Source organism: Intrasporangium sp., from assembly GCF_030452765.1.
In the GTDB taxonomy this organism is placed as follows: domain Bacteria; phylum Actinomycetota; class Actinomycetes; order Actinomycetales; family Dermatophilaceae; genus Intrasporangium_A.
On record NZ_JAKDLO010000045.1, the window covers coordinates 15,880 to 27,269 of the forward strand.

12 protein-coding genes and 2 pseudogenes are annotated in these 11,390 nt (G+C 70.2%); 7 read left to right on the top strand and 7 right to left on the bottom strand.

Translation table 11 applies throughout. The features are described 5' to 3' along the window. Positions 1-53 precede the first annotated feature (53 nt). Entirely contained in the window at positions 54-785 is a 732-nt protein-coding gene (locus L0H79_RS07850; protein ID WP_301484039.1) for a class I SAM-dependent methyltransferase, read from the bottom strand. Between the two features lie 829 nt (positions 786-1,614). On the opposite strand from L0H79_RS07850, the gene L0H79_RS07855 reads away from it, so the two are divergent. Both L0H79_RS07855 and L0H79_RS07860 read left to right on the top strand, forming a co-directional pair. Beyond that, entirely contained in the window at positions 1,615-1,992 is a 378-nt protein-coding gene (locus L0H79_RS07855; protein WP_301484040.1) for a YciI family protein, read from the top strand. A 7-nt stretch (positions 1,993-1,999) separates the two neighbouring features. Continuing rightward, positions 2,000-3,226 (top strand): RNA polymerase sigma factor, encoded by a 1,227-nt coding sequence (locus L0H79_RS07860; protein ID WP_301484041.1) that lies wholly within the window; start codon positions 2,000-2,002, stop codon positions 3,224-3,226. An 86-nt stretch (positions 3,227-3,312) separates the two neighbouring features. Here the strand turns inward: L0H79_RS07860 and L0H79_RS07865 are convergent, their stop codons facing one another. Next, on the bottom strand, positions 3,313-4,440 hold the full coding sequence (locus L0H79_RS07865; protein WP_301484042.1) for a Fic family protein: 1,128 nt from the start codon (positions 4,438-4,440) through the stop codon (positions 3,313-3,315). 478 nt (positions 4,441-4,918) lie between these two features. Continuing rightward, positions 4,919-5,152 (bottom strand): type II toxin-antitoxin system RelE/ParE family toxin, encoded by a 234-nt coding sequence (locus tag L0H79_RS22185; RefSeq protein WP_367652446.1) that lies wholly within the window; start codon positions 5,150-5,152, stop codon positions 4,919-4,921. Positions 5,153-5,323: 171 nt separating this feature from the next. On the opposite strand from L0H79_RS22185, the pseudogene L0H79_RS07870 reads away from it, so the two are divergent. Next, a pseudogene (locus L0H79_RS07870) lies at positions 5,324-5,806 on the top strand (serine hydrolase); the annotation flags it as partial. Continuing rightward, on the top strand, positions 5,767-6,159 hold the full coding sequence (locus L0H79_RS07875; protein ID WP_301484043.1) for a hypothetical protein: 393 nt from the start codon (positions 5,767-5,769) through the stop codon (positions 6,157-6,159). The pseudogene L0H79_RS07870 and the gene L0H79_RS07875, both read left to right, overlap by 40 nt. Positions 6,160-6,204: 45 nt before the next feature. Here the strand turns inward: L0H79_RS07875 and L0H79_RS07880 are convergent, their stop codons facing one another. Together L0H79_RS07880 and L0H79_RS07885 are read right to left on the bottom strand one after the other, a co-directional pair. After that, on the bottom strand, positions 6,205-6,444 hold the full coding sequence (locus L0H79_RS07880) for a hypothetical protein (RefSeq protein WP_301484044.1): 240 nt from the start codon (positions 6,442-6,444) through the stop codon (positions 6,205-6,207). 139 nt (positions 6,445-6,583) lie between these two features. After that, positions 6,584-7,303 carry a class I SAM-dependent methyltransferase gene (locus L0H79_RS07885; protein WP_301484045.1) on the bottom strand — a complete coding sequence of 240 codons (720 nt, stop codon included), beginning with the start codon at positions 7,301-7,303 and terminating at the stop codon, positions 6,584-6,586. A 237-nt stretch (positions 7,304-7,540) separates the two neighbouring features. On the opposite strand from L0H79_RS07885, the gene L0H79_RS07890 reads away from it, so the two are divergent. Then, positions 7,541-8,350: an AraC family transcriptional regulator gene (locus L0H79_RS07890; protein ID WP_301484046.1), complete on the top strand. Its 810-nt coding sequence runs from the start codon at positions 7,541-7,543 to the stop codon at positions 8,348-8,350. Between the two features lie 68 nt (positions 8,351-8,418). Further along, positions 8,419-8,542, top strand: a pseudogene (locus L0H79_RS07895) (IS1595 family transposase); the annotation flags it as partial. A 204-nt stretch (positions 8,543-8,746) separates the two neighbouring features. Here the strand turns inward: L0H79_RS07895 and L0H79_RS07900 are convergent. Together L0H79_RS07900 and L0H79_RS07905 are read right to left on the bottom strand one after the other, a co-directional pair. After that, a complete protein-coding gene (locus tag L0H79_RS07900) occupies positions 8,747-9,307 on the bottom strand; it encodes a DUF6529 family protein (RefSeq protein WP_301484047.1) in 561 nt (186 codons plus the stop codon). Positions 9,308-9,333: 26 nt separating this feature from the next. Beyond that, a complete protein-coding gene (locus tag L0H79_RS07905) occupies positions 9,334-10,629 on the bottom strand; it encodes a serine hydrolase (RefSeq protein WP_301484048.1) in 1,296 nt (431 codons plus the stop codon). Positions 10,630-10,745: 116 nt separating this feature from the next. Here L0H79_RS07905 and L0H79_RS07910 point away from each other — a divergent pair. Beyond that, positions 10,746-11,390 (top strand): ABC transporter ATP-binding protein (locus L0H79_RS07910; RefSeq protein ID WP_301484049.1); only part of this gene is annotated, 645 nt, incomplete at its 3' end.

Here is an 11,390-nt window from a genome sequence, read left to right on the forward strand (position 1 = left end):
CCGTGCCTGGTGGCGGCGAATAGTGGTCGTTCGGCGCGACTCCTACCGGACGCTCAGGGACCCGGCTTGACGGCCGTGACCATCCGGGCGGCCATCCACGGCCCGGCGTACCAGTAGCTGGGTCCCAGCCCCCTGGTCGTGACGTCGGTGGCGATCCCGCGCAGTGTGGCGACGTAGTCGCTGGTGCGGCTGATGTCGGCGATCACGAGCCGGCCGCCGGGCTTGAGCACCCGCACCGCCTCACGGACGGCGCGCTCTCGCTGGTGCGCATCGGGGATGTTGTGGATCGCCAGGGCACTGGTCGCCAGGTCGAAGGTGTCATCGGGGAAGGGCAGCGCGGCCAGGTCGGCCGTGTGCAACTCGACGCGGTCGGCGACTCCGGCCACCACGGCGTTGCGGCGGGTCGTCTCCGGATCGTTGCCACTCTGGTCCTTGCTCCGCCACAGGTCGACGCCCTCGGCTCGGCCCCGCGGCAGGCGCTCGGCCGCCGCGATGAGCACGGCGCCTCGACCACACCCCAGGTCGACCAGCCGCTCGTCGCCCTCGAGGCCGAGCCGGTCGAGCTCGGCCTCCCACACCCGCAGCTTGCCCCGCAGCGTGGTGTGCAGGAACACGAGGGTCTGTACCGACAGGAGCAGGCCGACCACCAACCAGATCCAGGACCGGGACAGGCCGGCGAGGACGAAGCACACGACCGCTCCAGCGCCCAGCCCGGCCGGCACGTAGGGAGCCTCGATGCCGTAGCGGAAGAGGTCGACTGATGCGCCGGGCGGCGTGGTCGTCATGATCTGACGATAGGGCCGGGAGCGCGCTCGGGGCGGTCATACCGGAAGCCAAGGAGGGCGCGCAACGGCCACAGAGCCGGTCGCGGGAAGGGGTTCTCCGTGACCGCGGCGACGCCACCTGCGCAGGTGCCGGTCCCGGGTGGAAGAACACAACAAGTGCGACACGGGGCACCGGCGCGTGCGTGGACCCCGGAGACGTGACCCACTTTGTGTGTCCGAGCGACCGCTGCGAGTCTTGCTCTCGCGGTGGGGCGTTATGCCACGGCCTCACCTGCCGTCGTCGCGGCTCCCCTCGGCACTCGGCCCATCGCCACGACTGTCGCGCTCGTCCGGCTCATCTTCCTGAGCCGTCTTCTCGGGGCGGTCCTCCGCGTCGTCCGAGGTGGCCCGGGCCAGAGCCTCGCCGCCGACCTTTCGCTCGACCCGTCAGCAGTGGGTATGCCGCTGAGCTCGCTCCCATCGAGGTCACCTCGGGCGCCGGGCGAGCTGAACGACATACCCATGCCTCGTCCGGTCGACCACGGAGCGCCGATAACCACGGGCCTCGCCGCACGATACGGGTGCGTCTGAGGGCAAGGATCTCGGCTGGCCCGGGTCCCGCGTGCTCGAATGGATCAACGTTGAACCAACTGTGGTGAGCAAGTCATCCTCGACGCCGGGTCGGCAAGGTCGTCCAGAACAAGGCGAGCACGGGTGAGAGCGACTGACGCACCGCGTTCGTCAAAGTCGCCGGGCGCGCACTCCCGCTGCTGTCGATCCGGGGCAGGTACGTTCGTGTAGAGGGTGACGGGCATGCAGCCGGCACGCCCTCCACCCGGAAGGACTCACGATGAAGACCTATCTCATCACGCTCTACGCACCTCCTGGGCCTCCGCCCGCCGAGGTCGACCTCGCAGCCGTCATGGCCGAGCTCGAGAAGGTCAACTCGGACATCCGCGCCGCCGGCGGCTGGGTCTTCGCCGGCGGTCTCGGTGACCTCGCCGCCGCCACGACGGTCCGGACCCCACGCGACGGCTCGGCGCAGCTGCTCACCGACGGCCCGTTCCTGGAGGCGAAGGAGCACATGGGCGGGCTCTCGATCGTGCAGGCCGAGGACTACGACGTGGCACTCGGCTGGGCCAAGCGCATCGGCGCAGCCACCGGCCTGGCCGTCGAGATCCGCCCGTTCGTCGACGAGGACGACCCGGGCCGGCAGCCCGAGCACTGATGACGCGGTGAGAGTCGGTTCGGACGACATCGCCAGGGTGTTCCGGCGCGAGCACGCGCGGTGCGTCTCCGTCCTGATCCGCATCCTCGGCGACATCGACCTCGCCGAGGATGCGGTGCAGGAGGCCTTCGCCGTCGCCGTCGAACGCTGGCCCCGGGACGGGATGCCGCCGAGCCCCGCAGGATGGATCATCACGGCCGCTCGCAACCGGGCCGTCGACCGACTGCGCCGGGAGGCGAAACGCACTGAGCGGCATACCCAGTCGCTCATCCTCCACGCGCCGGACGAGGCCTGGGGCGAGCATGTCGAGGAGGGTCCTGTGCGCGACGAGCGTCTGCGACTCGTCTTCACGTGCTGCCATCCCGCCATCGGGCTGGAGGCGCGGGTCGCGCTGACCCTGCGCCTGCTCGGTGGCTTGACGACGGCGCAGATCGCGCACGCCTTCCTCGTCCCCGAGGCGACGATGGCCCAGCGAATCGTACGGGCCAAGAAGAAGATCCGTGACACCGGGATCCCTTACCGGGTGCCCCGGGACGCCGATCTGCCCGATCGGCTCAGCGGGGTGCTCGCCGTCATCTACCTCATCTTCACCGAGGGGCATGCGGCGACGTCCGGGGACTCGCTCGTCCGGGCCGACCTGACCGGCGAGGCGATCCGGCTGGGCCGGCTCCTCGTCGAGCTCATGCCGGACGAGCCCGAGGCGGCCGGTCTGCTCGCCCTCATGCTCCTGACCGAGGCGCGCCGGCCCGCACGGACCGGGCCCACAGGGGAGCTCGTGCTGCTCGCCGGTCAGGACCGGGCACTGTGGGACCGGGAGCTGATCGCGGAGGGCCATCAGCTGGTCCGAAAGTGCCTGCGACGCAATGTTCCTGGGCCGTACCAGATCCAGGCGGCGATCAATGCCGTGCACGCGGACGCACGGACGGCGGCAGAGACCGACTGGCACCAGGTCGTCGTGCTCTATGACCAGCTCCTGACGCTTGCCCCGTCGCCCGTCGCAGCCCTCAACCGCGCCGTCGCCCTCGCGGAGGTCGATGGGCCTTCGGCCGCTCTCGGTCTGGTCGACGAGCTCGACCTCGGCGACTATCACGCGTTCCACGTCGTGCGGGCCGAGCTGCTGCGGCGGCTCGGCCGCCTCGACGAGGCCCGCGATGCCTACGCTGCCGCGATCAGCTTGACGGGCAACGACATCGAGAGCGCCCATCTGCAGGCTCGCCGAGCCGAGCTGGGGTGACGAGCCCCAGCGTGACCTTCGTGCCCTGATCGCGCAGTGCGTTCGTGGTGGCGTCGTCGTCGGCTTCGGTTCCCGGACGGGCTTCCTCACCCGCCCCGACGGCCGAGGCACGCGACGTAGGTGTCGAGCGCGGCAAGAATGTCGGGCGCCCGGTAGACCCGTCCCCGGCGACGCCCGGTCGACTCGAGGAGGATGCCGACCTCGACGAGGCGCCGCACCGCGCTCTGCGCTGTCGGCGCCGACACGCGGCAGGCGTCCATCACGACCCGTGCCGTGATGACCGGTTGGCGCACGAGCAGGTCTGCGACCGACAGGACGGTTGCATCGGAACGCACCGTCAGCCTGTGCCCCCATTCCTCGCGTGCGCTTCGCAACCGCGTGACGAGGTCTCGTCCCACGAGGACGCCGACGCGGGTCGCACTGGCAACCTCTCGGAGGATCGGCTCGATGTCTCCCTCTCGGTATGCGGTCAGGGCCGCGAAGTAGTCGTCCCGTGACGCCAGGAGCCCGGCCGAGATGGGAACTGTGACGTGCCGAGCGGCCCCCGTGTTCAGCAGGATCGCATGCAGCAGCGCCCGGCCCGTGCGTCCGTTCCCGTCCGTGAACGGATGGATCGTCTCGAACTGGGCGTGCGCCAGCGCCGCCAGGGCAAGGGGCGGCAGGTCGTCGCGGTCCATGAAGGAGACCAAGTCGGCGACCAGAGCCGGCACCTGGGCCGCCATGGGCGGGACGAACGCTGCTCCGTGCGGATGGTGTGCGGCGCCTCCGATCCAGACGGGCTCTGTGCGCCAGGCCCCGGCAGCGTGACCGAGGTCGTCGCGAAGCAGAGCATCATGCATCGCGAGGATCGCTGCCTCGTCGAGGGCGCCGGCCAGGTCGATCGCGGCGCGCATGGCGCGGACGTTGCCGAGGATCATCGCGGCGTTCGTCCGGCCTCCTTCGTCGATCTCCGCCTCCGCCAGTGCCCGAGCGGACGATGTGAGGTTCTCGATCTGCGAGCTAGCGGCGCTCTCCGAGCGGAGCAGCACCGAAACGAACGGGGCGATTTCTCCTCCAGCCGCGGCGTCGAAGCCGGAGAGGCTGCGCTGCGCGTCGTCGATGTCGGCGGCGAGGTCGCTCGCCAGAGAGAGCGCCACATCCGCTATGGGCGGAACGAGCGCCACTCGGTAGGTGCTCGGGAGGTCACGCTGCTGCCGTCGCGACAGGGGCAGCACACCCTGGGACCGTGACGTCCACGGCAGGACCTCATGATGTACACGGGGCCAGTCCATCATTCTCCGGGTTCGCAGGGCACTTAGTTAAGATTAGGAGCCTACCCTTAGCTAAACATGAGCGGCCGGCGAGACGTGCCACCAACGGAGGTCGCAGGGTGCTCATCCCCTTCATCGATCATGGCGTCGGCCGCATCCGGCCCATCACAGCATGGGAAGTGGGCACATGAGCGACTACGACCAAGGACGAACGCAGCGCCCTTGAGGCTGAGTTCGACCGGTTGCCAGCAGCTGCGAGCGCGCCGGGGGAAGTATCAGCGGTCGTGTCCGTGCGACTACGTGGCGACGAGCTGGCGGCTGTGGAGCGAGCTGCCCGCGCGTCGACCGTAGGTGTCCTGTTGGTGCCTTGTTCGATCAGTCGACCCAAGCACATCCTTCAACCGGGTAGGCGGCAGTCCCCGCACGCGGACCCGCAACCGGGTCAACTGCGGTACACGTCCCGTCTGTGATCGATGTCGAGCACGTAGGCGATGTGCTCCTCGTCCTCAATACGGAAGCGGACGCGGTACTCGCCACGCCGAGCGCGCCATTGGCCGTCGACGGGCGCACTGGCGCACCAACGCGATGTGGGTTGTCGGCCAGCGGACCGAAGATGAACTCGACGCAAGCCCGACACGCGGTTCGGCTCGGTGCGCGGTGTGGTCAGTGACCTCATCGCGCCGACGAGGTCGCCAAGCCCTTGGCGGCCGACTTCCACATCGGCGTGCCGGACTCGGAGTTCGGGCGCGTGGCCAACGTCATCCCCCGCCGCCGTTGCCGGTCCCCGTGGGGATCGACCCCGACAGCATCATGAGCAGGACGTTCACCGGCCCCGCGCCCGACGCGATGGACTCCTGGACCCCACAGTGGCGGCGCGCCGAGATCGGCGGCGAACGGTCACGGAAACGCGCGCTCGGTGGCCCGAGCGCAAGCGGTGGTCGCGAACGGTGGCGCGGTGGACGGCATCCGTCTGCTCTCCCCGGACACGATCGACCTGATCTTCCACGAGCAGTCCAGCGGCACCCACCTCGTGCTCGGGCTGCCGATCCGGTTCGGCCTGGGCTACGCGCTGGAGGTCGCCGCGCGGCCCTACATCCCGGTCGGGCGCGTGTGCTTCTGGGGTGGCTGGGGCGGCTCGATCGCCATCAACGACCTCGAGCGCAATCTCAGGATCAGCTACGTGATGAACAAGATGTCGCCAGGGCTAGGAGCAGGTCCTGGGCGCAGCTCACCTGCGGGGAGTCGCGCTGTGCTACGGGCTGTTCTACGGGGGCTGGCGCCGCTGGAGACATGCTCGTCGACGGCATACGGCGCAGGCGTCTGCCGGTGATCCGCCACGGCGGGGTCCAGCCGTGGGTGCACATCGAGGACGCAGCCGCCGCGACGGTAGCCGCCCTCCAACACGGGACCGCGGGAGCGGCGTACAACATCGCCGACGACGAGCCGGTCAGCTTCTCCGAACTGGTCACCACTTTGGCGGCCGCTCGGCACGCGCCTCGACCGCGCGCGGTGCCCTCCTGGCTGCTGATCGCGACGCCCTACGCCAAGGCGGTGATGACCGGCGGTCTGCGTGTCAGCTCGGCAAAGGCACGCAACGAGCTGGGGTGGACACCGACGTGGCCCACCTACCGCGAGGGAGTCGCCGCGCTCGTCACCCAGTACCAGCGCCGGGACGCGACGTGAGCCACCCCGCTGAGACCAGAACACCTTCACCGAGTGGCACTCCCGCTACGGAGGCCGCGGCATCCTGATCCACTGGCATGTCGAACGCACCGTCCGGTGAGATCGTTTTGCTGTGGCCGGATCGATCACCGCGACGACATCGGGCTGTTGCCGGGTGCCGGCCAGCACCCGGGCGATGACCTGCTGATATTGCGGCTCGGCAAGCGTGTGGCCCGGCCGCGTGGCGAAGACGATGCGCCCGGTGGCACCGCCGGAGGCCGGGATTTCCGCGGTCAGCTGGTCCATCGCCAGCTGCGCAGGCGTGCCGGGGATCTAGCAGGATTCCGGTGTGGTGTTCGTGGTTGGTGCGGTGTTTGGGGCCCGCCCGGGCCGGGTTTAGGGCGTGCGGTCAGCCGCATGACGGTCGCCCAGGACCGGACATTTGTTAGGGGCGGGTCGCCTGCACGAAGGTGATCCGGCCGAGGGGGTGGTCGACGTGCTCGACCTCGCGGGCGTCGGCGAACCCGGCAGCGACGAGGAGCGTGACGAGGCCGTCGTCGAGGTTGCGGGCCACCGCGGGGGTGTGGGGCAGCCGCAGGTGCGCGCGCGGCGGGCGGCGCTGGCCGTGACCGTGCGTGTGGTGGCGAGCATCACCGTCCTGCACCGGGCCGCCGAAGTCGACGATCGTGACCGTGCCGCCCGGCCGCAGGGCGCGGAGCGCGTCTTGCGCGAACGCGACCCGGTTGTCGACGTGGTGCAGTGCCAGTGCGGAGACCACGTGGTCGAGCGACGCGTTCTCAGCGGGGATCCGATCGGCGTATCCCTGCACGAGGGTGAGGGATACGCCGTTGCGGCGGGCCTTGCGCGCGGCCCGGCGAAGGCCGTGTCCGTCGGGGTCCAGGCCGGTGACGCGGGCGTCCGGGTGGGCCGTCAGGACGGCGAGCGACAGGTTGCCGGTGCCGCAACCGACGTCGACCACGGCCTGGCCGGCCGCGATGCCGGCCAGGGCGACCGCACGTCGGTGCAGCGCGCGGACGCCGGCGACGCGGCTGACGATGTCGTAGAGCGGGAGGAGCCAGGTCTTTCCCATACCCGGCAGGAAGGGTCGGTTCCGCTCCTGCGGCGTGCGCTGGTCGAGGATGCGGACCCCGGTGTCGGTTGCCATGGTGTGCTCCTGTGTGTTCGGTTTGGTCCCCGGTGGACGGGGATGGTCACCTTCGATCCTGGGATATTCTGTGGTTTGACGGCAGCATGGAAGTCGGGCGCTATGGCAGATCCTTCGGTTGAGGGCTCCGCGGGGTACTCCCGGTGGTCACCCCCGCGGCTGCGCAGGCTGCGGCCCGACGGAACGCCGGTCTACCGCTACGAATTGCGCGCCGGAGCGCCCTCGGTCTCGGTGGTGATGTTGGACACCGAGGCCACCCACCAACCGCTGCCAGATCACCGGCATGCCCACGACTTCCTGGTGCTGGTCTACCTCGAAGCGGGCGCGGGGTCGTTCGCCGTCGACGGCACCGAGCGGCCGCTGCGCGCCGGCGAGGTGCACGCCTTGTCGCCTGAGCAGGTCATCGACCTGTCGGCCGGCTCACAGCCGACCCGCTACCGCGCGTGGGCTGTCGCGTTCACACCGGACGCGGTGCCCGCCCTGGCCGCGGTCTCCCCGCTGACCTGGGCCTACCACCCGCTGCTCGCGATCTTCGCGCCCGCCGCGGGGCGCGGCCTGGTGGCCGAGCCCGACCGGGCTGGCTGGTCGGGGTGGCTGGCCGATCTGGCCGGGGAACTCGCCGACCCGGGTCGCCTGGGGGCCCGCGAGGTCGTGGCCGGACTCCTGACCCGGGTCCTGGTCGCGGCCGCGCGGCTGGCACCAGGGCCGCCGGGGGCGCCGGACCCGCTGGTGCAGCAGGTCTTCGAGCAGATCGAGGCGACGTTCCGCGAGCCGGTCGGCGCCGGTGACGTCGCGCGGGCGCTCGGTTACACCCCGGGACACCTCACGACGGTGCTCCGCGAGCGGACCGGCCGACCGCTGCTGGAGTGGATCACCGAGCGGCGCATGACCGAGGTCCGGCGGATGTTGCGCGAAACCGACCTGCCGCTGGCCGTGGTGGCCTCCCGGGCCGGGCTGCGCGACGCCACCTATCTGGTCCGTCGCTTCCGAGTCCTGCACGGCATCACGCCACAGCGGTGGCGCCGCACGCAGCGCAGTTGGCCGTGACGATGGCATCTCGCCGCACCCCTTCGCAGGTGCCGACACCATTCGGACGTGCCGTTGGCCAAGCGCTGGTTGTGGGCACCCATCAGGGATCGCTAGACGAGGCGCACTTGCCGAGCTACCCATGAGTTCGTGTTCCGCTTCAACCGGCGCCGCTCGCGCAGCCGCGGGATGCTCTTCTACCGGGCGCTCGAACTGTCCTGTCAAGGGTACCTGTCCCCGAGCCGTCAAACGCGCCCGGCACAACAACTACCGCGCCAAGAGACTCGACGAGCCGGCCAGCACTTGCCCCCAGGGCCCCGCCACCATCGACCTGATCACCGTCCACCCACGCGCGTCATGACCCGAATTGCGCTACGTGGCGTTGGGGTCTAGGTGCGGGTCGTGACGACCACGCTGTCAGCTGTACCCGCCGGAGCCGGGCCAGCCGTTCTCGCCGAGGTACCAGACGACCGAGGTCAGCACGACGACGACCAGGAGGGCGAACAGCAGCCCGCCGGCTACCGGCAGGAACCAGCCGGGGGAGCGTCTGGATCGGACCGCGGTCACCTTCACCACGATGGCGCCGACGACGGCGCAGCCGGCGAGGCCATGCACCATCGTCCGCAGCGGCACCGCCCCACCACCCGCGATGGCCACGGTCTGCAGGCCGAGGGACCACAGGCAGTGGTATGCGACGAACACGGACAGGATCACGGCGATCGTCCCGCCGGTGCGGTGCGCGGTCCCCAGCCACGAAGGGGCCGTGATCCCGAGCTTGCCGTACGTCACGAGCGCGCCGAGCACCTGAAGGATGGCCAGCAGCCCGATGACCGTCGAGACCACGACCTTCATCTGCAGGACGGTGTCGAAGCCGAGGGTCGTCGTGCCGCCGAGCGAGGGGGCATGAACGGTCCCGAGCACCCCGACGAGCAGGGCGACGAGCGCCCCGGCCCCGAAGGCCGCCAAAGGGACAGCCATGCCCCTCGGTGCGTTGGTGTCGGTCATCATCGTGCGCCGACCGGAAGCGGGTGGTGAACGTCGTGGGCCTGTTCGACGGGGAACGGCAGGTCCAGGGCGGGGTGCAGGTTGGCCAGGTAGACGTCGGTGACGACATCGCGGAAGAACTCGTCCGCCACCCCTACGGTCGAGTTGGTGAGCACCACGAGCTCCATGTCCTCGGGTAGGACGTAGGCGAGCGACTGCTCGCTGCGGCCGGACCCGTCCCGCCACAACCCGTTCTTGTTGTACAACGTGCCGGCTGCCGTGCTGAGCGTCAGGTCGATCCCGAACCCGTCGTCGAGCATCTGCTGGGCCTGGGCCGCAGTCAGGATGGTGCCGACCCGCCGGAAGTCGTTCAGCACCGCCAGCAGATCCCTCACCGACGCGTGCCACCCCGCGCCGCCGGCCATCGAGGTGAGGTCGCCGGAGTTCCAGCCGGACCCGACGGGGAAGTCGTACGCCAAGGCATCCTCGGAAGGATGGGTGAGCGTCGGGCCGGTCACACAGGCAGCCTCCCAGACGTGCCACCCCACGAACTGGGCGTATGCCGTGGTGGCCACGTAGTCCCAGATCAGATCCTCGGGCAGGAACGGGATGACGAACCGGGCGTCCACCGGCACGGCGCCGGTGATCGTCGCGATCAGGAGCCGGCACAGGCCGAAGTTCATGTTCTCGTAGTGGTACCCGCCGGTGGCGGCCACACCGGACGCCACCTGCGACTTCATCGTGCCGAAGTCCGACGCGCTGCCCGGCACGTCGAACCCTGACCGGTGCGTCATCAGCTGCCGGAAGGTGATCTCACCGACGTGCGGGCCCTTGTTCCAGTAGCCCGGCAGGTAGCCGGTCATCTTGGCATCGGGTGAGATGCCGTGTGCGGCCAGGACCTTGGTCATGGCGATCGCGGTGATCAGCTTGCTGACGCTGGCGACGTGCATCCGCACCCCGGTGGTCCACGGCTGGCCGCCGTCCGGTGGAGTCTTGGCCCAGCCGTAGTTCTGGGCTGCGATCGACATGCCGTGTCGGCGCAGCTCCATGGAGTAGCCGACGACCCTGTCCTTCAGTGCGTCGTGCAGGCCTTGGGTGAACCGGGCGACGTCCAGGTGGTAGGGGACGGGCCAGACCGGACGGCGGAAGTCCAGCCGGCCCTCGTCGAGGCCGTGACTGGTCACAACGTCGTCGAGCCGCCTGGGGTGCAGGTCGTATCTCGCCAGTGCGTCGAGGTCGAGGCTGACGCCTCGGACCGGGGCCAGGACCTCGCGGAGCCGGTCCCGCTGCTGGTCGGTGAGTCGATCGGTGGGCATGGTGGTCCTCTCGCGCGTGGCGTCACACAGAAGAGCGCGAACCGGGCCCGGTAATACCGCCGTCGGCTGCCTCGCCTTCGCAGCGGTACCACAGGCGGTCGGCGCATGCTGGGACGGTGATCTCCGTCGAGGGACTGACCCGCCGGTTCGGGCAGACCCTGGCCGTCGACCGGCTGTCGGTCGAGATCGCTGAAGGCGAGCTCTTCGGCCTGCTCGGCCCGAACGGCGCCGGCAAGACGACGACGTTGCGGATGCTCGCGGGCCTCATCGGGGTGACCGAGGGCCGCGCGGTCGTCTGCGGTGTCGATGTCACCGAGCGCTCGGCCGGGACACGGCTGCGGAGCCCGATCGGGGTGCTCCCCGAGGAGGTCGGTCTCTACGGAGACCTGTCGGCCGCCCGCACCCTCGACTTCTTCGGCCGGCTCCACCACCTGCCCGCCGCGGTGCGCCCCGAGCAGACGGAACGGCTGCTCGAGCGGCTCGGGCTCTGGGAGCGACGCGATGATCCCGCCGCGAGCCTGTCCAAGGGCCTCAAGCAGCGGCTCGCACTCGCCCGCGCCCTCGTGCACGACCCGCCCGTCATCCTGCTCGACGAGCCGACCGCCAATCTCGACCCAGAGGTGGCCCGGACCGTCCGGGAGTTCCTCCTCGAGCTGCGGAGCACCGGCCGGACCATCATCCTCAACACGCATCGTCTCGAGGAGGCGGAGCGGCTGTGCAAGAGAGCGCAGTGTCGCATCATTTCGGCTCCAGATAGACCA

Coding starts and splice junctions, on each gene's coding strand:
- L0H79_RS07880 (WP_301484044.1), bottom strand. CDS start 6,444: ATGGACCAGCTGACCGCGGAAATCCCGGCCTCCGGCGGTGCCACCGGG.
- L0H79_RS07855 (WP_301484040.1), top strand. CDS start 1,615: ATGAAGACCTATCTCATCACGCTCTACGCACCTCCTGGGCCTCCGCCC.
- L0H79_RS07905 (WP_301484048.1), bottom strand. CDS start 10,629: ATGCCCACCGATCGACTCACCGACCAGCAGCGGGACCGGCTCCGCGAG.
- L0H79_RS07850 (WP_301484039.1), bottom strand. CDS start 785: ATGACGACCACGCCGCCCGGCGCATCAGTCGACCTCTTCCGCTACGGC.
- L0H79_RS07890 (WP_301484046.1), top strand. CDS start 7,541: ATGTTGGACACCGAGGCCACCCACCAACCGCTGCCAGATCACCGGCAT.
- L0H79_RS07875 (WP_301484043.1), top strand. CDS start 5,767: ATGCTCGTCGACGGCATACGGCGCAGGCGTCTGCCGGTGATCCGCCAC.
- L0H79_RS07900 (WP_301484047.1), bottom strand. CDS start 9,307: ATGGCTGTCCCTTTGGCGGCCTTCGGGGCCGGGGCGCTCGTCGCCCTG.
- L0H79_RS22185 (WP_367652446.1), bottom strand. CDS start 5,152: ATGAGGTCACTGACCACACCGCGCACCGAGCCGAACCGCGTGTCGGGC.
- L0H79_RS07885 (WP_301484045.1), bottom strand. CDS start 7,303: ATGGCAACCGACACCGGGGTCCGCATCCTCGACCAGCGCACGCCGCAG.